At 70.0% G+C, this 21440-nt stretch carries 19 protein-coding genes; 5 read left to right on the top strand and 14 right to left on the bottom strand.

Annotated features, from left to right (window positions below; all coding sequences use genetic code 11):
* Positions 1-64: 64 nt before the first annotated feature.
* Entirely contained in the window at positions 65-1450 is a 1386-nt protein-coding gene (locus tag ACQY4O_RS12160) for a DUF2142 domain-containing protein (RefSeq protein WP_428376629.1), read from the top strand.
* Complete coding sequence (locus tag ACQY4O_RS12155; protein WP_428376628.1) at positions 1422-2297, top strand: FkbM family methyltransferase; 876 nt, start codon at positions 1422-1424, stop codon at positions 2295-2297. Before ACQY4O_RS12160 ends, ACQY4O_RS12155 begins: the two co-directional genes overlap by 29 nt.
* Here ACQY4O_RS12155 and ACQY4O_RS12150 read toward each other — a convergent pair.
* From ACQY4O_RS12150 to ACQY4O_RS12110, 9 genes are all read right to left on the bottom strand, one after another.
* Positions 2290-3216 (bottom strand): methyltransferase domain-containing protein, encoded by a 927-nt coding sequence (locus ACQY4O_RS12150; RefSeq protein ID WP_428376627.1) that lies wholly within the window; start codon positions 3214-3216, stop codon positions 2290-2292. The two genes, ACQY4O_RS12155 and ACQY4O_RS12150, sit on opposite strands and share 8 nt — an antisense overlap.
* Before the next feature lie 208 nt (positions 3217-3424).
* Positions 3425-4123, bottom strand: coding sequence for a hypothetical protein (locus ACQY4O_RS12145; RefSeq protein ID WP_428376626.1), 699 nt, complete (start codon positions 4121-4123; stop codon positions 3425-3427).
* On the bottom strand, positions 4120-4548 hold the full coding sequence (locus ACQY4O_RS12140; protein ID WP_428376625.1) for a DUF4864 domain-containing protein: 429 nt from the start codon (positions 4546-4548) through the stop codon (positions 4120-4122). The genes ACQY4O_RS12145 and ACQY4O_RS12140 overlap by 4 nt, the downstream gene beginning before the upstream one ends.
* Before the next feature lie 180 nt (positions 4549-4728).
* A complete protein-coding gene (locus ACQY4O_RS12135) occupies positions 4729-5739 on the bottom strand; it encodes an ABC transporter permease (RefSeq protein WP_428376624.1) in 1011 nt (336 codons plus the stop codon).
* Positions 5736-6719 carry an ABC transporter permease gene (locus ACQY4O_RS12130; protein WP_428376623.1) on the bottom strand — a complete coding sequence of 328 codons (984 nt, stop codon included), beginning with the start codon at positions 6717-6719 and terminating at the stop codon, positions 5736-5738. The genes ACQY4O_RS12135 and ACQY4O_RS12130 overlap by 4 nt, the downstream gene beginning before the upstream one ends.
* Positions 6720-6731: 12 nt before the next feature.
* A complete protein-coding gene (locus tag ACQY4O_RS12125) occupies positions 6732-8261 on the bottom strand; it encodes a sugar ABC transporter ATP-binding protein (protein ID WP_428376622.1) in 1530 nt (509 codons plus the stop codon).
* Positions 8258-9235, bottom strand: coding sequence for a substrate-binding domain-containing protein (locus ACQY4O_RS12120; RefSeq protein ID WP_428376621.1), 978 nt, complete (start codon positions 9233-9235; stop codon positions 8258-8260). Before ACQY4O_RS12120 ends, ACQY4O_RS12125 begins: the two co-directional genes overlap by 4 nt.
* 243 nt (positions 9236-9478) lie before the next feature.
* Positions 9479-11419, bottom strand: a complete 1941-nt coding sequence (locus tag ACQY4O_RS12115) for a transglycosylase SLT domain-containing protein (RefSeq protein ID WP_428376620.1) — start codon at positions 11417-11419, stop codon at positions 9479-9481.
* A gap of 159 nt (positions 11420-11578) precedes the next feature.
* Positions 11579-12394, bottom strand: a complete 816-nt coding sequence (locus tag ACQY4O_RS12110; protein ID WP_428376619.1) for a uracil-DNA glycosylase — start codon at positions 12392-12394, stop codon at positions 11579-11581.
* A 78-nt stretch (positions 12395-12472) separates the two neighbouring features.
* Between ACQY4O_RS12110 and ACQY4O_RS12105 the strand changes: the two genes are divergently transcribed.
* Together ACQY4O_RS12105 and ACQY4O_RS12100 are read left to right on the top strand one after the other, a co-directional pair.
* Positions 12473-14257, top strand: coding sequence for a tetratricopeptide repeat protein (locus ACQY4O_RS12105; RefSeq protein ID WP_428376618.1), 1785 nt, complete (start codon positions 12473-12475; stop codon positions 14255-14257).
* A gap of 13 nt (positions 14258-14270) precedes the next feature.
* Positions 14271-15161, top strand: coding sequence for a 4-(cytidine 5'-diphospho)-2-C-methyl-D-erythritol kinase (locus ACQY4O_RS12100; protein ID WP_428376617.1), 891 nt, complete (start codon positions 14271-14273; stop codon positions 15159-15161).
* 7 nt (positions 15162-15168) lie between these two features.
* On the opposite strand, the gene ACQY4O_RS12095 is transcribed toward ACQY4O_RS12100, so the two are convergent.
* The 5 genes from ACQY4O_RS12095 to ACQY4O_RS12075 all read right to left on the bottom strand — a co-directional run bounded on the left by ACQY4O_RS12095 (position 15169) and on the right by ACQY4O_RS12075 (position 20102).
* On the bottom strand, positions 15169-16218 hold the full coding sequence (locus ACQY4O_RS12095; protein ID WP_428376616.1) for an SDR family oxidoreductase: 1050 nt from the start codon (positions 16216-16218) through the stop codon (positions 15169-15171).
* A 149-nt stretch (positions 16219-16367) separates the two neighbouring features.
* Positions 16368-16949, bottom strand: a complete 582-nt coding sequence (locus tag ACQY4O_RS12090) for a DedA family protein (protein WP_428376615.1) — start codon at positions 16947-16949, stop codon at positions 16368-16370.
* Between the two features lie 137 nt (positions 16950-17086).
* A complete protein-coding gene (locus ACQY4O_RS12085) occupies positions 17087-18535 on the bottom strand; it encodes an ATP-binding protein (RefSeq protein WP_428376614.1) in 1449 nt (482 codons plus the stop codon).
* Positions 18519-19238 (bottom strand): response regulator, encoded by a 720-nt coding sequence (locus ACQY4O_RS12080; protein ID WP_428376613.1) that lies wholly within the window; start codon positions 19236-19238, stop codon positions 18519-18521. The genes ACQY4O_RS12085 and ACQY4O_RS12080 overlap by 17 nt, the downstream gene beginning before the upstream one ends.
* Positions 19239-19358: 120 nt before the next feature.
* On the bottom strand, positions 19359-20102 hold the full coding sequence (locus ACQY4O_RS12075; protein WP_428376612.1) for an SDR family oxidoreductase: 744 nt from the start codon (positions 20100-20102) through the stop codon (positions 19359-19361).
* Positions 20103-20217: 115 nt separating this feature from the next.
* Between ACQY4O_RS12075 and ACQY4O_RS12070 the strand changes: the two genes are divergently transcribed.
* Positions 20218-21414, top strand: coding sequence for a PRC-barrel domain-containing protein (locus tag ACQY4O_RS12070; RefSeq protein ID WP_428376611.1), 1197 nt, complete (start codon positions 20218-20220; stop codon positions 21412-21414).
* Positions 21415-21440 lie beyond the last annotated feature (26 nt).

Below are 21440 nucleotides of genomic sequence, written 5' to 3'. Positions count from 1 at the left end.
ACTCCGCTCCGCGACAGGGGTGGTTCGAATACCGATCTCCCGACTCTCGGCGCCGCCGGCAGACATGCAGGTTGATGGCTATCGGATGAACACTCGCCTACGCGACCAGTCGACGCGCCCTGACGTGCTCGCGGCGCTGTTCTGCGTCTATGGGGGCGTCGCCGTGCTCGCCATCACGCTGCTGATGCCGCCCTTCCAGGCGGCAGACGAACTCGCCCATTTCGAGCGGGCCGATCAGGTCTCGCTCGGAACCATGGTCGCGACCCGTACGCCGGACGGCTCGACCGGGGGCCGCATCAATCGTGCCATCCCGGCCGCGGGTGCCGCGTTCGGCGGGCTCAAGTTCCATACCGAACGCAAGGTGACGCGGCCCAAGCTCGCGGCAGCCGACGCCATCGGCTGGACGCAAGCCGGGCGCGGGGACGAGCCGTTCCCGAACACAGCAATTTACCCGCCGTTCCTGTACATCCCGGCAGCCATCGGGATCGATCTCGGGCGGCTGACCCGGCTTTCGGTGCTGCACACGCTTGAACTCTCGCGTCTCCTGACCGGACTCGCGAGCATCGGCATCGCCGCTCTTGCGATCGCGCGCGCCGGAGGGGCGGCGACGTTCCTGTTCACCGTGCTGTGCCTGCCGATGTCGCTCGCACTATTTGCATCGGTATCGCAGGATGGTCCGATGATCGCGCTGGCGGCCCTCGCTTGCAGCAGTCTCCAGAGCGTGATTCGAGAAGCGGGGCGCGGTCTGGTCGCGGCCTGTCTCTCGCTCGCACTGGTCCTCATGGCGCGACCACCCTATCTGCCGCTCGCATTCATCCTGCTGATGCCAAGAGGCCTGTCGCCGCGACGGCGGGTGACGGCATGTGCCGCCGTCATCCTGTCGGTGCTGTGCTGGTCTGCTGTCGCGAGCCACTGGAGTGAGCTTCCTGCCTCGGCCGCGGCCATCTCGCGGCAGCTTCATGTTCTGGGCAGGAACCCGATGTTGTTCGCCGATGCAGTCGCGGGCGCGTGTGCGGCGGATTTCCACGAGGGACTGCCTTGGGGACGTCAGTTCATCGGCGTACTCGGCTGGCTCGATACAAGTCTGCCAGTCGCCTATTACCGGCTGGCGAGCGTCGTGCTGCTTGGCGCTCTCGCGTCTTGCTGTCCACAGGAACTGCTCGCAATCCCTCGTCGCGTACGGCTCTTTGCGGCGTGCTGCGTCGGGGCTGCGGTGGTGGCGACCCTGTTTTTCCAGTATCTGAGCTGGACACCGACCGGCGCCGGCTTCATCGACGGTGTGCAGGGGCGGTATTTCCTGCCGATTGCGCTCATGCTGCCGCTATTGCTACCTGGCCTTCGTATTCGTGCCGAGACGACTCGCGCGATCGTACGGGTCGTGCTTTGCGCCTTTCCGGCGCTCTCGATCGCGCTGGCTCTGCATGCGATCGTATGGCGCTATTATCTGTAGAGTAAACGCAAACAAGGGCGTCATCGCTGATATGGGTGATACAGGTGCCGCAGAGCGACGTGACGCTCGCGATCCAGCCGATTATTCCTTCAAGTTCGACAATGCCGGTCGGAACGACCAGGTCGCGAACAGCGTGTCCGCGAACGGGTGGGCATCCTTCGAGCGCCCACTTCCCGAGTTCCTGTCTGCCGCAGTGAGACGCTGGCCCGGCCTGGTCATCGACATAGGCTGCAACACCGGTTTCTACACTCTTCTCGCGGCGAGCGCCGATGTTCGGAACAACGTTCTTGCTTTCGAGCCGGTCGGGGAAATCCGTGCGATCGCCCGCAGGAACGCCGGTCTCAACGGAGTCTCCCGCCGAGTGAGCATCAGGCAGGAGGCAATAAGCGACAGGAACGGGGCGGCGAGACTGTACATTCCCCATGATGACCACGGGCTGGTCGAAACCAGCGCGTCCCTCGACCCTCATTTCAAGTCCAGTCATCTCAGGCACGATACCGTAACGGTCAAGCGGCTCGACCATGCGCTGCTTCTATCGAAATATCGATGGAAGCAGGTTTCAGTCATAAAGATCGACGTCGAGGGCCACGAGGCCGCCACCTTGAAGGGAGCGCCCTGGATCATCAAGCTGTACCGTCCGGTAATCTTCCAGGAGGTTTTGCAGGGAGCCGACTTTCCCTGGCTGAACGGCTTCTTGAAGATGAACCGTTATGTCCCGTATCGGCTCAAACCCGAGAGACAGGCCATCCGGACCGTCGAGATCGGCTTCGATCCACAGGCGTGGAACCAGGCCCTCGTGCCCGAGGAGAAGGCCCAGACCTTCGAGAAGCTCGTCGCGTTCATCTGAACCGGGAGGAGAGGCGGCGCAGGGGCCGTGTCAGGCGCCAGCTCTTCGAGGCGCGCAGCGCGGCCAGTTCGGCCTGGAGCCTGCCGACGAGGTCCGGGTCGTGCACTTGCGGTTGATGCTGCCGCACCGCCCAGTCCCAGGTGTCGGCGATCAGGCGTTCGTCGTCGGTCGCCATCAGGTGGACAAAGAAGTCCAGGCTGTGGGCGGCGGTGGCGGTGCAGCGGGTGCAGGCGAAGCCGATCAACCCGTAAGCGGCCAGCTGGCGCATCAGGCGCGCGAACGCTAGCGGCGTGAACACCCAGCAATGCACGTCATGATAGGCGCCTCTCGACAAGGCGTCCTCCATGATGGCGATCGCCCGGTCATACTCCTGCCGGGTCGGCGGCGGGTCGGAACCTGGCTGGCCGCGCCAGGCCTCGTCGAGGTCGCGGGCGGCATACTGCAGCGTGAAATCCAGGATCTGCCTGGGTCCCGGGATCATGGTTCCGGCGCGCGCGGCCAGGATCGCGTCCGCCGCCGAACTGGTCTCGCGGCGGTGATCGAAGCAGTAGCGCCGGTCCGGAATGATCAGCCGCACGGTCCCGGACGGGCGCAGCACCGATTTCAACTGACCGAGCCACCCGACCAGGTCGGGTATGTGCTCGATCACGTGCGAGGCCACGACGTAGTCGAAGCGGCGTCCCCCGCAGGCGACGTCCAGGGGGCCGCTGTTCCAGACGACGTCCACCTCGACGATGCGGCCGGGATCCACATCGGGATCGCCGGCATATTTCGCCCGCAGCGCCTCGGTGCCGACATGGTCGACATACAGCACCCGGGCCGCCGGTTTTCGAAGGATCGGATTGTGCAGCGCCCCGATCTCCAGCCCGCTGGTGCGGGCGAGGTCCAGTCCCTCCAGCAGCGCCTGCATCCGGTTCATGTGCAAGTCGCCAGGCGGAATGCCCGTTCCGGGTCCTGCATCCAAGGCGCCCGTCTCCGTGGTTGATCGGCACCTGCGCCGACGATGATCGGTGTCATCCCCCACCGGGACACTTGAGCAACATGAGGTTAATTTGCATCACTTCGCGGTGCCGACGAACTCACAAAGCGGCTCTCATTTCGCGTCCAAGCAGAGCATGTTGTATGCACTAGCGACTTCGCGACACGTGCAATCCGACCAGGCGTGACAGCAGGATCGCCGGGAACAGCTGGCCGGCGATCGTCTGCAGGTCGGCGAGGCTGGCCGCGAAGGGTGATTGCGGCGTGATGCCGCTGTTGCCGATCGCGGTCATCGTCGAGAAGCTGTAATGGAGCAGGTTCGATGCATGGTGCGAGGCATGCTCCGACAATCCGGAAAACGCCCCGGGGACGGCAAGCTGCAGCCCGGCATAGGCCACCGCGAACAGCAGCCCGAGATTGAGATAGATGAAGATGGCGCCGGCGATCCGGTGATGGTTCACCTCGCCGGGTCCGAACACCGCGCGTGCCATCGCAGCCGTCACCAGCAGGTTGTAGGCGAACACCATCGTGAGCGTGGTCGCCTGTGGCAGCAGCCCTGGCAGCAGCCGCGCGAGTAGCGGGAGCGCGAAGCTCGCAGCCAGGATCAGGCGCAGCCACGCCGACTTCGCCAGCAGCCCGATCGCCACCACGGCCAGGATGAACTGCAGCAGTACCACCACGCTGCGGTCCGCGTCGCCCGCGCCCAGCGCCGGGATCGCGATGAACAGCACGATGATGTCCAGCGCCAGCATCAGGCTGAACTGCCAGCCAGGCTCGCGGGCCAGCAGCGAGCGCCGCACACTGCCCGCGGCGCGGGGCAGCCTCGTCGTCGCGTCCGTCTGCGTCACATTGCGACGCGCTTGTTGGTGACCAGGGCGCAGCCGGCGATCAGCCAGCGTCCGTCGGGTTCGTGCTGCATCGAATAGAGCGCCTGCGAGGCATCGCCGTCCGGTCCGAAGAACTCGACCTTCTGCACCAGGATGCCAGCCTGGTCAGGCTCCGGCTCCAGGCTGCCGAAGCTGTACGAACGCGGCCGGAACACCGCAGGATACGCCGCGCGCACCATGGCCAGGAAATGCGACGCATCCGGGAAATGCGCGCGGATCCCGGGGGCCGCGTAGCTGTAGGCGGCCGGCCCGTCATTGCGCCGGAAGGCCTGGATCTGCGCGGTGATGACGCCGCGGATCGCCAATTGGTCCGAAGGAGCAATCGTATCGGCATAGGCGGGACCAAGCGCCGCCAGCACCAGAAAGAGACTCACGATCCAGCGCATGTGTCCTCCTTTTCCGCATGGAGGCTGCTTGAAAACGCCTGATGCTGGATGAGAGCGGCACGCAGTGCCGCGGCCGGCGTGACTTTCAGAGCACCGCAGCGCAGCGGCCTGGATGGCCGTGAGCAGCGGAGCGCAGGAAAGGCGCGTCGGATCGCCAGCAGCAGGCGTTTGCAAGCAGCCTCACGTTCGCAGGGCGCTGCCGCGGCCATAGATCAGCAGCATCACGAAAATCACCATGCCATAGATGATCTGCCGGCCGGCATCCGGCATCTGCAGCACCGCCAGCATGCTCTGCAGCAGCACGATCAGGATGGTGCCGGCGATGGTGCCGCTGTAGCGGCCGCGTCCGCCCATGATGCTGGTGCCGCCCAGCACCACGGCGGCGATCGCCGGCAGCAGGTAGATATCGCCCATCCCCTGGTAGGCCTTGCCGGCATAGCCGGTGACCAGCAGGCCGGCGAGCGCGCTGGCGCAGCCGGCCAGCGTGAAGCAGCCGAGCACGACCCGGCGCACCGGCATGCCGGACATGTAGGCGGCGCGCTCGCGGTTGCCGATCGCATAGACCGCGCGGCCGAACGGTGTCGCGCGCAGCAGCACGGTGACCAGCACGCCGACCAGCGCCCAGATCGGGATCGCGTTCGCGACACCCGGGATCAGGTGGCCGCCGGACAGCGCGCGGGCCACCGGCGGCGCGGTCGAGGGCGGCGCCGAGCCGCCGGTATAGAGCACCATCAGGCCCTGTAGCACCGCATTCACCCCGAGCGTGAAGATCATCGACGGGATGCGCAGGTAGGCGACGCCCAGGCCGTTCACGAAGCCGATCGCGCCGCCGACAGCGAGTGCGATCGGCAACGCCAGGATGCCGCCCGCAGCGCCCCCGCTGCCTGCGCCGCCGGCACCGGCACCGGCAAGCCCGGTGGAGACCATGGCGGCGGCGGCGACCGTCCAAGGCACCGACAGGTCGATATGGCCGAGCAGGATCACCAGCATCGCGCCGGACGCGACGATGCCCAGGAAGGCGGCGCTCTGCAGTTGCTGTATCAGGTAGTGCGGCGAGATCACGCTCGGGTTGAACACCGCGCCGATCGCCAGGATCGCCAGGATGCAGAGGCTGGCGGCGAACAGCGGCAGGTCGATCCGGCGCGCGAACGCGGCTCGTGCCAATACGGTGCGCGCAGCGGGGCCACTCACCGGAAGCTCTCCAGCCGGTTGCGGTTGCGCAGCAGCGGCAGCGCGCCGAGGCTGACCGCGGCCAGCAGGATCAGGCCCTGGAACAGCGGCTGCCACAGCGGCGAGGCGGCCAGCACGAACAGCAGGTCGCCGATGGTGCGCAGGATGAAGGCGCCCAGCACCGAGCCGGCCAGGCCGCCGATGCCGCCGAACAGCGAGGTGCCCCCGATCACCACCGCCGCGATGGCATTCAGCGTGAGGTCGCCGGCCTGGATCGCGCTGGCCTGCGCGCTTTCCGCGATCAGGGTCAGCAGCAGCCCGGCGAGGCTGGCAAGCACGCCGCTCAGCACATACGCGCACGCCTTGGAGCGGTTGATCTTGACGCCGGACATGTAGGCCGCCGCCTCCGCCGAGCCCACCGCATAGACGCCTCTCCCGATCAGCGAGCGCCGGAACGGCAGCCAGAACAGCAGCAGCACCGCAAGCAGCAGCAGCAGCGAGGTCGGCACGCCGTGGATGTCGCCGGTGAGCGCGCTGGCGAAATCGTCGTTGACGTCGCCCCCCGGCTCAGGGCGCAGCAGCAGCGACAGGCCGTAGAACATCGAGCTGGTCGCCAGTGTGGCGATGATCGGCTGCAGCCGGCCCCACACGACCGCCACGGCATTGAAGCCGCCGGCGAGTGCGCCGGCGGCGAGCGTCGCCGCCACGCCGCCGGCGAGCGAGAGGCCGCTGCCGCCGAGCAGCGTCGAGGCGAGGCAGTTGGCCAGCACCGCGATCGCGCCCACCGAAAGATCGATACCGCCGGTCAGCACCGGCAGGGTCTGCGCGCAGGCGATCAGGGCGAGCAGCACGCCCTTGTTCGACGCGGTCACCAACGTGCCCACCGTCACCCCGCGCGGCTGCAGCGCCAGGTAGAGGGCGAACATCGCGGCGAACACCGCGGCCGCCAGCAACGGGATCGCGTTGTGCCGGACGAACAGCCGGAGGGAGCCCGTCTTCATGCGCTCACCTGTTCATGCTGCTGGCTGGCCTGCCGGATTGATGTCGAGCGCGCCGGCGATGATCGCCTCCTCGGTGATGCCGTCGCCTTGCAGGGTGCGGACGACGCGGCCGCCATAGAAGATCGCGACCCGTTCGCACAGGCCGATCAGTTCGTGATAGTCGGTCGAGTACAGCAGGATCGCGCAGCCGCCATCGGCCAGCTCGCGCAGCAGCCGGTAGATCTCCTGCTTGGTGCCGACATCGATGCCGCGGGTCGGGTCGCACAGCAGCAGGATGCGCGGCTCGGCCGCCAGCCACTTGCCGATCACCACCTTCTGCTGGTTGCCGCCCGACAGCGTCGCCACCGGCAGCTCGGGCACCGCCTTGATCTGCATGCGCCGGATGATCTCGCCGACGGCGGCACGCTCGCGGGCAGGATCGAGCAGCGGACCCCGGCGCCAGCGCGACAGCGTGGCCGCGGTCAGGTTGTCGGCGACCGACATCGCCAGCATCAGCCCTTCGGTCTTGCGGTCCTCCGGGATCAGCGCGATCCCGAGCGGGGCGGCCTTGGCGGCGCGCGGACTGCCCGGCGCCACCCGCTTGCCGTCGATGCGTATCTCGCCGGTGCAGCCGGCCAGGCCGCCGAACAGCGCCAGCAGGAACTCGCGCTGGCCCTGGCCGTCGAGACCCCCCAAGCCAAGGATTTCTCCTGGTGCCACGTCGAGGCTGATGCCGCGCAGCCGGTCCTCCCAGCCGAGCCCATGCGTGCTCAGGATCGGAGCGCGTGGCTCGGCCGGGGCAGGCGGCCGCGGCGGGAACACCTGGCTCACCTCGCGGCCGATCATCATGCGCACGATCTCGTCCTCGTTATGCGCACGGATGTCGAAGCTCGCCACGTGGCGGCCGTTGGTGAAGACCGAGCAGGTATCGGCGAGTGCCCTGATCTCGTGCATGCGGTGCGAGATATAGAGGATGCACATCCCCTCGCGCTTCAGCCGCAGCAGCAGGTCGCTGAGCCGTCCGACATCCTCCGAGGTCAGCGCCGAGGTCGCCTCGTCCAGGATCAGCAGCCTCGGGTTGCGGCCGAGCGCCTTGGCGATCTCCACCATCTGCCGGCGCGACAGCGGCAGGTCGCGCACCCGCGCGCGCGGGTCGATCCCCTCGACGCCGACACGCGCCAGCAGCGCCTCGGCCTGCCGATATTGTGCCCGACTGTCGATCAGCCCGAACCGGCGTGGCGGCGACACCAGCCCGATATTGTCGGCGACGCTGAGGTCGGGGATGAGCGACAGTTCCTGGAACACGCAGACGATGCCGCGCGCCTGCGCATCGAGCGGATTGTGCAGGTGCACCGGCGCGCCGTCGAGCAGCATCTCGCCCTCGTCGGGCCGGACCACGCCGGCGACCACCTTGATCAGCGTGCTCTTGCCGGCGCCGTTCTCGCCCAGGACCGCATGGATCGATCCGCGCTCGCAACGCAGACTGCCGTCGGCGAGCGCCGTGACCGCGCCATACCGCTTGACCACATGACGCAGCTCGAGCAGCGGCGCGGCTGCGGTCATTTTCCCGAAGCGCCGAGGATGTCGCGGGCACCGAGATTGATCGAGCAGACCGGGAAGTCGCTGGCGGCAAAGAAGGTGTCGCTGACATCGGGGAAGTAGGTCTTGCCGGCCGCCAGCGTCTTGTAGTTCGCCTCCGGGATCGGCACCGCGATCTCCTGCGGCAGTGCGCGGCCGTCAAGGGCCGCCAGTGCCGCTTTCAGGGCGACCGCGACCAGCGCCGGCGACTGTCCGGCGCTATCGCCCAGCAACCCGTCCTTGGCGTGCGCCACGATCAGCTTGCGGAACCCGTTCTCGCCTTCGCCGGCGATCGGCATGAACCCCTTGCCCGCATCCATCACCGCATGGGTCACGCCGATGCTGCCGCCCTGGGTATAGATGCCGTCGAAGTTGCCGTGCACGGCGAGCGCATCGGCGACCGCCTTCTGCCCGGTGCCGTCGTCCCAGTTGCCGACCACCTCGGTGACCTGCACGCCCGGGTCGGCGGCCATCGCCGCGCGGAAGCCCTCGTGGCGGTCACGGTCGACGCTGTTGCCGGGCACGCCGCGCACTTCCAGCACCGACTTCTTCGCCTTCATCGTCGCGTTGAGCCAGTCGCCCATCATGCGTCCCATCGCGCGCTGGTCCTGGTTGACCTGGATCAGCTCGGTCTCCTTGCCGGTGCGGTCGAAGGTGTTGTCGAAGCTCACGATCAGCACGCCGGCCTTCTGGGCGCGGCGCAGCACCGGCTTGAACGCGGTCGGGCTGTTGGCATCGATCAGGATGGCGTCGAAGCCGGCATTGATGAAGTTGTCCATCGCCGCGATCTGTGCCGAGACGTCGGTGCCGACGCTGACGATGCGCAGCTCCTTGATCTGCCTGGCGATGTCGGGCTGCGCCGCATAGGCGCGCAGCGTCTGGATCATCTGCACGCGCCAGCCATTGCCGATGAAGCCGTTGGCAAACGCGATCCGGTATGGCCCTGTCTTGGCCGGCATTTGCACGGTGGCTCCGCCGGTGGGGGCGGCACGGAAGCATTCCGGCTGCCAGGTCGCTGCCCGGGCCGCAACCGTCGAACACGCCAAAGTGCCGCCCGCCAGCAGGCAGGCGGCAAGGTTCCAGATCCTCATCGATGTCATCTCCCCAGCGAGCCCGGTCTTCGTACCGGCTTGATTGCGCTAGCATGCAGCAGCCTGGAGCGGGTTGTCCAATGGCCTCTGGGGGTGCTGCGAACGGCCTCCCTACTGCCGGCCGGTCGAGGCCGCCGGAACGATCCGGGCGCGCCTCTGCTCATCGTCGAAGCGCGGCCAGCCGCCCTGCGCCAGCGTGTCCAGCGACGGGTCCGGGCGGTCCATGCGGGCGGCATAGATCCACAGATAGGCCAGGGCACGGTGGACGAAATTCCGCGTCTCGGTGTTCGGCAGGCTCTCGATGAACAGCAGCGGATCGCCGGCGGAGGCAGCACTTCCGCTTGCCAGGCCCCAGCCGGCCAGCGCGTTCGGTCCGGCATTGTAGCTCGCCAGCAGCCGGATCAGGTCGCCGCGTATGCCATCCTGGCCGGCCAGGTAGAGCACGTAGTCCTGGCCCAGCTCGAGATTGACCGCCGGACTGCGCAGGCGGTCCGGGCTGACCGGAGCGGGCCGGTGTCCCGGCGCCCCCTGGTCCTGCATGAAGCGGGCGGTGACCGGCATCACCTGCATCAGCCCGTGCGCGCCGGCGCCCGACACCGCCTGAGTGTCGAAGTTGGATTCGACCCGGGTCAGCGCATAGACCAGCGCCGGGTTGATCGTGAACCCGCGCCGCGGCTGCAGGCGCGGCATCGGGAAGCGGACCGCGTCGAGCGGCGCTGCGGTGTGGTCGCGGCCATCGCCCACCGCGCGATCCTGCACCTGCAGCACGGTCGCCAGCTGCGCCGAGAGGCTGCTCATTCCGGCTGCCCGCGCCACCAGCGCCACCGACCGGCAGAGCGCCGCATCGCCGCGCACGCCCGGCCAGAGCGCCCGCAGCGCCGCCTCGGCCCGGCCGGGCTGGCCCACCTGCAGCAGCGCAAAGGCCCGACGCCCGTCCGGCAGCGCCGCCACCGCCTCGACGTCGATCTCGCCGAGCAGCGGCTGTCCCGGCTGCGGCGCCCCGGCACCCGGGGCGCCCAGAACCTGTCCGCCCAGAACCTGTCCGCCCAGAACCTGCCCGGCCAGCAGGCCATAGAAGGTGTGCGGGAACGAGGCCGCCCGCTCCAGCCAGGACCGGGCGCCGGCCGCGTCGCCGGCCGCCGCATGGCCACGCGCGGCCCAGAAGGCGGCGCCGGAATGCACGCTGGCGGCCGCGAGGTCGCCGCGCGATGCGGCCTCGAACCGCCGGGTGGCGGCCGCGCGATGGCCCTGCCGCCATTCCGCGAGGCCGGCGATATAGCCGGCCAGGCCGATCCGGTCGTGCGCCTGCTCCGACGCGGCTCGCGCGGCCTGCAAGGCGGCGGCGTCGTCGCCATGCGAGAACAGCGTCCGCGCGATCTCGGCCCGCAGCATCGCCGCGTAGAGCCGGTCCGGGAACCTCGTCTGCGCCACCAGCCGAAGTGCGCTGCGGGCGCCGGCCGGCCCCTGCTGCAGCCGCTCCCGGACCGTCCGGTCGAGCAGCCGGTTGCGACGCAACGTGGTGGCGGCAGGATCGGCCTCCTCCGGCGGTGCCGTCATCGGGGGTTCGGCGCCGAGCCGCGTCGCCGCGAGCGCGCCTGCGTCGTTGGCCCGGCTGCGCTGGTGCAGCAGGTCCGCCAGCCGGTGCCGGATGAGCGGTGCGTCCGGGTGCTCTGGCCAGCGGTGCAGCCACCGTGACAGCTCGTCCGCCGCCGGATGCGCGAAGGGCTGCAGCGCGCGGTCGGCCAGGATGTCGGCCAGCAGGATGTCGTCGTGCAGCTGCGCCGTTTCGCGTGCGGCGGCAGCAAGGTCGCCGGATGACTGCAAGGCGAAGATGCGCCGGATCCGGGCGGCGTCGGCGCCGTCGAGCGGCTGCGGCAACGCTGCCGCTTCCCCCGCACCCAAGCCTGCGCCGAGCCCGAAGCTGGCGGACGCGACCTCGACCGGCGGCGAGCGGATGTCGGCGTCCGGGCTTGCCTGCGTGGCGTCGTCCTGGTGCCGGGCCAGCACCGGCGTGCAGATCGCGCCGGCCAGGATCACCGCGGATGCCAGCATGATCGGCGCCCCGGTCCTGGGATGACGTGTCGGAGATTGCCTCGCAGAGTCTCGCATCAGCGGCAGCTGGGGAAGCAATTTGAGGCAAACAATCCTATTTTGGATGATCAGCCATGCACGAACCGGTGCAATCGGAAATTCTATAGCGATAACGACAAGTCACTCACGCATCTGTGATCGGTCTTCATCAAGCGTCGTGCGCAGCAGCAGCAGGTCGTGCCACGCCTCCCGGCGCGCCAGCGGGTTGGCCAGCAGGTAGGAGGGGTGGCGCATCGGCAGCGCCGGTATCGTTCGGTCGGTGCCGGGGACGGTCACCGGCCGCCAGCGCCCGCGCACCCGTGCCAGGCTCTGCTCCTCGCCGGCGAACACCCGGGTCGGGCGCACGCCGAGCAGCAGCAGGTGCCGCGGCTCGGCCAGGGCCACCAGCCGGTGCAGGAACGGCAGGCAGGTGGCCATCTCCAGCGGACTGACCTTGCGGTCGCCGGGCGGACGCCACGGGATCAGCGGCACGCACAGCATCTGCGACCGCGACAGGCCGATGCTGGAGAGCATCCGGTCGAGCAGCGCGCCGGCCGCACCGGCGAAGACGTGCCCGGAGCGGTCCTCCTCCGCGTCCGGCACTTCGCCCACCAGCACCAGCCGGCTCTGCAGGTCGCCCTCCGGCAGCAGGGCATGGCCGGCGGTGTCGCGCAGCGGGCAGGCGGTGAACTCCCGCATGGCGGCGAGCACCGCCGCGACGCTGTCCGCCGAAGCCGCCGCCGCCTGGGCCTGCGCCACCTGACCGCGCGTCTGCACGAGCGGCGCGGCAGCCAGCGGGCGCGTCACCGACGGCAGGCGGATCGGCTCCGGCGCTGCCGGTTGTGGCGCCAGGCGATCCTGGACGAGATCGCCGAGCGCCTCGTCCGCGCCCCAGGCGATCTGCAGCCGCAGCATCGCGAGCGCCTCGGACAGCGGCAGGTCTGATGGCAAGGTCAAGGACAAAGGACGGGACGCTCTCTGCACGATCGATACCGCAGGATAGCGGCAGCCGTCCCGCGCTGGTAGCCTGCGGGCATGCCACCCATCCGCCGTGCCTGCAGCCGCTCAACGGGCCTGACCAGGCTGCTTTCGCTGCTCGGCGTCCTGTTGTCGGGCGCCCTGCTCTGCCCGTCCGGTTCCCATGCGGCCTCCGAGGACGCCCGCAGCGCCGCGTCCCAGCCGCCGCCCCCGGCCTTCGGCACCTATCTCAGCGGCGTGGTCGCCGCAGCACTCGGGGATGCGGACACGGCCTCCGGCAAGCTGCTGCAGGTGCTCGGCACCGACCCCGACAATCCCGGCCTGCGCAGCCAGGCCTTCATCTTCTCGACCCTGGCCGGGCGGCCGGATGCGGCCCGGCTGGCGCCCTCGATCGCGGACAACCCGCTGGCGCCGATCGTCATCGGCAATGCGGCGGCGCTGGCCGGCCGCTGGACCGAGGCGCAGGCAAGCTACGGGCGCATCGAGCACACGCCGCTCAACCAGTTGCTGCAGCCGCTGCTGCTGGCGTGGTCGGAGCAGGGGGCGGGACAGACCGATCTCGCGCTGACCCGGCTGGTGCCGCTGACCCAGAGCAACCCGATCGCCGGCGTGTATGCCCTGCACGCCGCGATGATCGCCGATCTCGCCGGGCGCACGGACCAGGCCGCTTCGCTGTACCAGCAGGCGGTCTCGCTCTATCCGGGCTCCGACGTGATGCTGGTGCAGGCCTATGCCGGGTTCCTGGCCCGCCAGGGCAAGCCGCTCCTCGGCCAGGGGCTGGTGCACGCGCTGACCAAGGCGGTGCCGATGCTGGCCATCGCCGAACCGGGCCTGGACGCGGCGCTGACCGTGCCGCCGGAAACGGCGACCCCGCAGGCGGCGTCCCGCGCAGGCCTCGCGCGCGCCTTCCTGACCATGGCCTCGCTGATCCAGCAGCAGGCGCCGCGCGGCCAGGAAGCCGAAAGCTTCATGCTGCGCTTCGCGCTCGACCTGCAGCCGGACCTGTCGCCGGCGCGGCTGCTGCTGGCCGACCTGCAGAGCGACGCGCACCAGACCCAGGCGGCGCTCGGGACGCTGCGGCAGGTCCAGGCCGACGACCCGCTGGCGCCGGTTGCCTCCCTGCGGATCGCCGCCCTGGACGCCAGCATCGGCGGCGCATCCGAGCGGGCCGCGGCGCATGCCATCCTGGACCGGCTGGCCGCGTCGTTCCCGCACCGGCCGGAACCGCTGCAGTCGCTCGGCGACCTGCTGCAGGACGAAGCGCACTACGCACGGGCGATCACCGCGTACGACCAGGCGATCGCGCTGATGTCACCGCTCACCACCGATGACTGGCCGGTCCTGTTTGCGCGCGCCACCGCCTACGACCGCGCCCGGCAGTGGCCGCGGGCGCAGTCCGACCTGGAGCAGGCGCTGGCGCTGGCGCCGGAGCAGCCGTTCCTGCTGAACTATCTCGGCTATAGTTGGGTCGAGCGCCACCACGACCTGGACGATGCGCGCCGCATGATCGAGCGGGCGCTGGACGCCAAGCCGGAGGATGGCTCGATCCGCGACAGCCTGGGCTGGGCGATGTACCGCCAGGACGATGTCCTGGGCGCGGTGCGCACCCTCGAACGCGCCGCCGAGCAGATCCCCGAGGATCCGACCGTGAACTACCATCTCGGCATCGCCTACTGGTCGGCCGGACGCCATGTCGAAGCCGCGGACCAGTGGCGCTGGGCGCTGAACCTGCATCCGGACCGGCAGGAGGAGGCGCGCATCCGGGCGGCCCTGCGCGAAGCGACCCGGCCGGGCGGCGATCCGGTGTCGGCCGCCGACGCGTTGCCGGTCTCTGTGCCCTGAAGGCGGCTCCACGATGCCGACCCCGACCCGCCTCGAGGAGATCGCCTGCGCCAAGGTCAATCTCTACCTGCACGTGACCGGGCGACGGCCGGATGGCTACCACCTGCTCGACAGCCTCGCCGTGTTCCCGCTGGCCTGCGACCGGCTGACGGTGCAGGCCGCCGATACGCTCGAACTGGCGCTCGAGGGTCCGTTCGCCGAGGTGCTGCAGCCGTCGGCGACAGGTGATGACAACCTGGTGCTGCGCGCCGCGCGGGCCCTGGCCCTGGCCGCCGGACGCGAGATGCCCGGCGCCCGGCTCATCCTGCACAAGCACCTGCCGGTCGCCTCCGGGATCGGCGGCGGTTCGGCGGACGCCGCGGCTGCGCTGAGGCTGCTGCGCCGGTTCTGGGCGCTGCACGACATCAGCGACCAGTGCCTGCACACCATCGCGACCGGTCTCGGAGCCGACGTGCCGGTCTGCCTCGCGCAGCGAACCGCGCGCATGCAGGGTGCGGGCGAGCAGCTGGCGCCCGGCCCGGTGCTTCCCGCGGTCGGCATGATGCTGGTCAATTGCGGCGAGGCGGTCTCCACCCCGGCGGTGTTCCGGGCGCGATCACCGGGCCTGCGTCCGCCGGCCGCGCTGCCTCTGGAATGGCCGGACGCCGCGACGCTGGCTGACGGGTTGCGGGAGCTCTCGAACGATCTGGAGGGCGCCGCCCGGACCCTGTGTCCCGCGATCGACGCGGTCCTGCAGGCCCTGCAGGCGTTGCCCGGCTGCCTGCTGGCGCGCATGAGCGGGTCCGGCGCCACCTGCTTTGCCCTGTTCGCGGACCCGGCGGCAGCCCGTTGCGCCGAAGTCGCGGCCCGCTTGCCGCAGCGTTGGTGGCGCTGGTCCGGGGGCCTGCACCAGCCAACGGCGTGAGCGAGCTCTACCGCCCGGGCAGGCGCACCGGGCAGCGCTTCGGGTTGCGTGCCGGAGCGTGCGGCGGCTGCCTGCCGGCCGCGCTCCGGACGGCTGCCAGCGCGACCAGTCCCAGGGCCGTGAGCCCGACGCCGAGCTTGTGCCGGCTGGTGAACAGCTCGTAGCTCCGGGTGCGCGCCTGCTCGTCGAAATTGCCGTGCGCCGCGTAGGCGCCGGGCACGCTCTCGTACAGGTTGTTCGCCGCGTTCGGGTCGGCCTTCTCCTTGGTCATCTGGCTGCTATAGCCGACGCGCGCCAGATAGCGATCCGCAAGGCCGGCCGCGACGCGGTTGGCCAGGATCGCGGTGACGGTCGAGAAGCCGACCCAGACCTCGCGACGGTGGTGGAAGGCGGCGAACACGATGGCGCGGGCGGCGATCTCCGGCTCGTAGATCGGCGGGACCGGCTGCATGCGCTGTCCCGTACGGTTCAGGGTCCAGGAGAATTGCGGTGTGTTGATCGCCGGCAGGTGCACCATCGTCAGATGGATGTCGTCGCCATCGTGCAGGATCTCGGAGCGCAGGCTGTCGGTGAAGCCGCGTATCGCCGACTTGGCGCCGCAATAGACCGCCTGCAGCGGCACCGAGCGGTAGGCGAGTGCCGAGCCGACATTGACGATGGTGCCGGAGCCGCGCCGGCGCATCCGGCGCAACGCCGACATGGTTCCGAACACGGTGCCGAGATAGGTCACCTCGGTGGCGCGGCGGAACTCGGCGGGCGTGATCTCGACCACCGGCGAATAGACCGTCGCCATCGCGTTGTTGACCCAGATGGTGATCGGGCCGAGTGCCGCCTCGATGCTGTCGGCGGCGGCCTCGACCGCCGCATCGTCGGCGACGTCGGCGATCGCGATCGCCGTGCGCACGCCGAACGCCCGCAACTCCTCGGCGGCGCTGTCCAGCCGGTCCTGGTTGCGTCCGATCAGCCCGACATCGCAGCCCGAGTTCGCAAATTCGCGCGCGGTGGCGCGGCCGACACCGGCGGCGGCTCCGGTGATCACGACGACCTGTTTCGGCATTGCGCTGCACTTCTCCTGGACCTGAGCAGCCGGAACGCAGCCGCGACGCCGCTGGTTTGCACGCAAAGGGAAGCACACCGGACGAGCTGGGCGGTCGATCGTGTTCCCTCAGGATCGACGGCTGGTCTCGGACTGCAGCCGCAAGCGTGTCAGGCGCGGTGGCGTCGCAGCTTGTGCCATACGAACCAGCCTGCGGCTGCGAGCACGACCACCACCACGACGAGGTGGAACTGGTGCATCACCGCGCGCAGCCGCGGGTCACTGTCCCAGCGTCGGCCGAGCTTGTCGCCGACATAGGCCAGGGCGTAGCACCAGATGAACGAGCCGACGAAGGTATAGAGCTGGAACGGCACCTGTCGCATGCGTGCCATGCCCGCAGGCAGAGCGATGAAGGTGCGCACCACCGGCAGCAGCCGCCCGATCAGCACGGCTGCTGTGCCGAAGCGGGCAAAGAATCGCTCCGCCTGGTCGAGGTCGTGGTGGTCCAGCAGAATCCAGCCGCCGAAGCGGTCCACGAAGCGGCGCCCGCCGGTGGCGCCGATCCAATAGGCGATCGTCGAGCCGATGTTGCAGCCGATCGCTCCGGCCAGCGCCACAACCGGGAGACTGAACCGGCCGATCGAGGTGAGATAGCCTGCGAACGGCATGATGACTTCCGACGGCAACGGGATGCAGGCGGATTCCAGCGCCATCAGCGCCGCGACGCCGCCATAGCCGCCGGCTGAGATCACGGCGATGATCCATGCCGCGATGAGTTCAATCAAGAGCTTAGGCCTTTCGTTCCGGTCGCGGCTCCTTGTCGCACCGGCCGCTCGCGGCTTCCAGCCTTCATTTCCCCGGTCGGAGTGTCGCTGCCTGCGGGCTCCGGTCAGGCCAGCAGCGTCACGGTGGCGCGCAGCCCGTTCGGCACGCGGTTGACCAGGGTGATGTCGCCGCCGTGCCCGCGGATGATGTTGCGCGCGATCGCGAGACCCAGGCCGGTACCTCCGGTCTCGCGGTTGCGGCTGGCCTCGACCCGGACGAACGGCTCGAACACCCGCTCGAGATCGCTCCCGGCCAGGCCCGGCCCGTCATCCTCGATCAGCACGGTGACGTAGTCACCGTGCGCTTCCTGGGCCGGCTTGAGCGTCACCACGGCGCCGCCGCCATAGACGATGGCGTTGCCGATCAGGTTGGCGAGCGCGCGCTTCAGCGCCAGCGAGCGCGCCTTGATGATGACCACCGGCGGCTCCACCGCGAAGCCGACCTGGTTGGTGATGTCGGGGCGCCCGTCCACCGCCTCGTCGAGGATGGTGCTGAGCAGAGCGGCGAGGTCGAGCGGCACCAGGGGCTCGCGGTTGGCGCTGTCGCGTCCGAAGGCGAGGGTGGCCGACACCATGGCTTCGAGTTCGTCCAGGTCGGCGGTGAACTTGCGGCGCAGCTCGTCATCCTCGATGAATTCCGAGCGCAGCTTGAGACGGGTGATCGGCGTGCGCAGGTCGTGCCCGATCGCGGTCAGCAGCAGCGTGCGGTCGGTGACGAAGCGGCGGATGCGCGTCGCCATGGTGTTGAACGCGATTGCCGCCGTGCGCACCTCGAGCGGGCCGTCCTCGGGCAGCGGCGATGCGTTCACGTCGCGCCCGAGCGCCTCGGCGGCGGCGGCGAGCGTGCGCACCGGCGCCGTCAGCCGGCGCACCGCCCAGTTGGTCAGGATGCCGGTCGCCACGATCATCAGGGTGAAGGCGATCGGGAAGGTCGGCGACGAGAACAGGTTGGGCGGCGGCACCCGGAACACGATGCTGACCCAGCGGCTTTCGTCCGGCAGATGCATCGACACACCGAAACGGTGCTCGCCGTGGTTGGCGCCCGCCATCACCTGGGTGGGATGCAGATGCATGGGAAACGGCATCATCTGCAGGTTGCTGCGCATCGCGTGCTGCATCTGCAGGCTTGCCGGATCGAGATCGGCGGTCTGCGGCCCGGGGGTCAGGCTGACCTTGAAGCCGTTCGGCAGCCGCATGCGCGCGACCTCGTTGTCGCGCTGGCCGGGGTCGGTCTCGACGATCGAGCGGTAGATCGCAACCACCCGCATTCCGGTCTCGCGTTCCTGCTCGGCGCGGTCGAGGTTGATGCGGTCGAGCGCATGGATGGCGAGCCCCGCCGCCTGCACCACCCCGAGGCCGGTGAGCAGCACCAGCGCCGTACGGGCCGCCAGGCTGCGCGGCAACAGCGCGAAGGCGACATTGCGCAGCAGCCTGCCGAGCGAGCGCAGCGCCGCCATCCAGCCGCGTGGGTCCGGCGCCGGCTTCGAAACCGCGGGATCAGACCCGTTCGACATCGGCCGCCAGGACATAGCCGCCACCGCGGACGGTCTTGATCACCTGGGCATTGCGGCCGTCATCCTCCAGCTTGCGACGCAGCCGGCTGATGGCGACGTCGATCGCGCGGTCGAACGGGCCCGCCTGGCGCCCGCGCAGCAGGTCGAGCAGCATGTCGCGCGTCAGCACCTTGTTGGCGCGGTCGAGCAGCGCCACCAGCAACTCGTACTCGCCGCCGGTCAGCGGCACCTCGACGCCGTCGGGGTTGAGCAGGCGGCGGCGCGTCGGCTCCAGCAGCCAGCCGGCGAAGCGCAGCACGCTGCGGTCGCCGTCCGGCTTCCTTTCGATCTGCTCGGCGGTGCGGCGCATCACCGCGCGCATGCGCGCGAGCAGCTCGCGCGGGTTGAACGGCTTCGGCAGGTAGTCATCGGCGCCGAGTTCGAGCCCGATGATGCGGTCGGTCTCGTCGCCCATGGCGGTCAGCATGATGATCGGCACGTTGCCCTGGCTGCGCAGCCAGCGCGCGACATCCAGGCCGCTTTCCCCGGGCAGCATGAGGTCGAGCACCACGATCTGGTAGTGGCCGGCGCTCCAGGCGCGGCGGGCCTCGCGGCCGTCGCGGGCGGCGGTGACGCGAAAGCGGTTGCGTTCGAGGAAGCGGGCGAGGAGATCGCGTATCTCGCGATCGTCATCGACGATGAGGATGTGGGGGAGGGTTTCCATGATGCCTGTTACAATAGCCCTGTGCATGCGCGCCGGGCAGGCTGGGTAGCAATCCGTTTCAATTCCCAATGTAACAGGCGGCCCGCGCGTGCGGTTCCAAGCGCGGGATCGAGCGAGATCTCACTCGGCATAGATCATCTTGCGCGTCATGCCGCCATCGATCACGAAGTCGGCGCCGGTCACGAAGCCGCTCTCCGGTCCGAGCAGCCAGGCCGCCAGTCCCGCGACGTCGGAGACGGTGCCGACGCGCCCCGCCGGATGCTGCGCATGGTCCTCCGGGCTCAGCTTGGCGCCGGTCACATCGATCCAGCCCGGGCTGATGCTGTTCACGCGTATCTCCGGGCCCAGGCTCAAGGCGAGCGCATGGGTGAGGGCGACGAGGCCGCCCTTCGAGGCGGCGTAGCTCTCCGTGTCCGGCTCCGACATGCGCGCCCGGGTGGAGGCGATGGTGACGATCGCGCCGCCACCCCCGGCGCGCAGCAGGCGTGCGGCGACCCGCGCGAGCAGGAACGGCCCAGTCAGGTTGACCGCGATGACGCGGTCCCAGTCGGCGGGATCCAGGCGCTCGGGAGGGGTGCGGACCATGATGCCGGCGCAGCAGACCAGCGCGTCGAGCCGGCCGGCCTGCGCATCGACCTGGGCCAGGGCGCGCTCGATGTCGGCGCGGCGGCCGGTATCGGCGGTGATGGGAATGCAGCGGCCACCGGCTGCTCCGCTCCGCGCGTCCATCAGGTCGGCGAGGCGGCCCGCATCGGTGTCGAGCGCGAAGACGATCCAGCCGTCCGCGAGCAGCCGTGTCGCGATGGCGCGGCCGATCCCGTGGGCGGCGCCGGTCACCACGGCAACGGGGACGCAAGCAGTCATGGGTTCTCCGGTGCGGCATCGGGAGCGTGCGGTGCGAACGCCGCCGGCCCGGTGCGGATGCACCCTTGCTGGCGCGGGCGTGGACGGGGATGATCGGGCGGCTCAGAGGGTTCGGATGATCATGCTGCCTGCGCTGCGTTCCTGGGTGCCATGGGTCGTGGCCCTGCCGGTCTGCGTGAGCGGGGTCAGCGTGGGTTGGGCATCCGGGAGCGCTGCGCAGACGCTTTCGGTCAGGCATCCCGAGCCGCCGGCGATGCCCGCCCCCGCACCTGCCGAGCCGGCCGCGGTGCGCCTGGATCCGGATGCCGACAGCGCGCCGCCGCCCGCGGCCCCTGCACCGGTGCCGACCCCGTCCGCCGATCTGCCGCAGCCGGCGCCGGAGCCGCCCGCGCCGGCGGCATCCCCGTCGCCGGAGCAGAAGCCCACTTCCGCGGCACCGGCATCGAGCCCGCCGCCCGCCGCAGGCAGCAGCACCGCAACCGACAAGAGCGCCACCTCCACGCCGTCTCCGGCAGCCCCGCCCCCACCTGCCTCGCCCCCCCCTGCCCAGCTCTCGCCCGCCCAGGTCAAGCCTGCCCAGCCGCAGGCCGCGCAGGTCAAGCCTGCGGCCCCGGCGGAAGCCAAGCCGGCGCGGCCCGCGGATTCGCTGAAGCTGCAGAAGTTCAAGGTTGCAGCGCTGATCGACCGCGTCGTGATCGGCAAGGAGAAGGCGCAGATCGGTCACGTCATCGACGTGCTGGTGGACGAGAAAGGCGAGCCTGCGGCGCTCGTGGTGGATGTCGGCGGTTTCCTCGGCGTCGGCAACCGGCGCATCGCCATTGCCTGGGAACGCTTCGCGCTGGCCGGGCGCAACTTCCGCGATCCGCTGCAGCTTCCGCTTAGCGACGCGCAGGTGAAGTCCGCGCCGGCCTATGACGGGTCCGAGGAGGTCACGGTGATCCAGGGGGCGATCGAACCGCCCGGCGCAAAGCCGTCCACCGTGCAACCTCCCGATGCAGCGAAACCCGCAGCCCCCCCTGGCGGTTCGGATCAAGGCGTCCCGAGCGCCGCGGCCAAGCAGGCGGCGCCGTCGGTCGAAGCGCCACCCGCGGCGCCTTCGGGTGTCGAGGACCCGGCGGTGAGCCGCGTCGATGTCGGCCATCAGGTCGAAGTCTCCGCCGGCTCGGGGCGACCGCCGGAGCCGGCCCCGACGACCGCCCCGCTGCTGCATCCGGCGCCGGGCAGCTTCATGCCGACTCCAGCCGCACACACACCCTCCGCCCCGCCGCCACCGCAACCGCCTGCCCGACCCGCGCTCCAGCAGCCGCACTGAGCTGCAGGGTGCGCGTCCGCTCCCTC

Source organism: Lichenicoccus sp. (assembly GCF_965277665.1).
In the GTDB taxonomy this organism is placed as follows: Bacteria; Pseudomonadota; Alphaproteobacteria; order Acetobacterales; family Acetobacteraceae; genus Lichenicoccus.
Note: the sequence above shows the minus strand (reverse complement) of the source record. Positions and strands in the feature narration are given on the sequence as shown.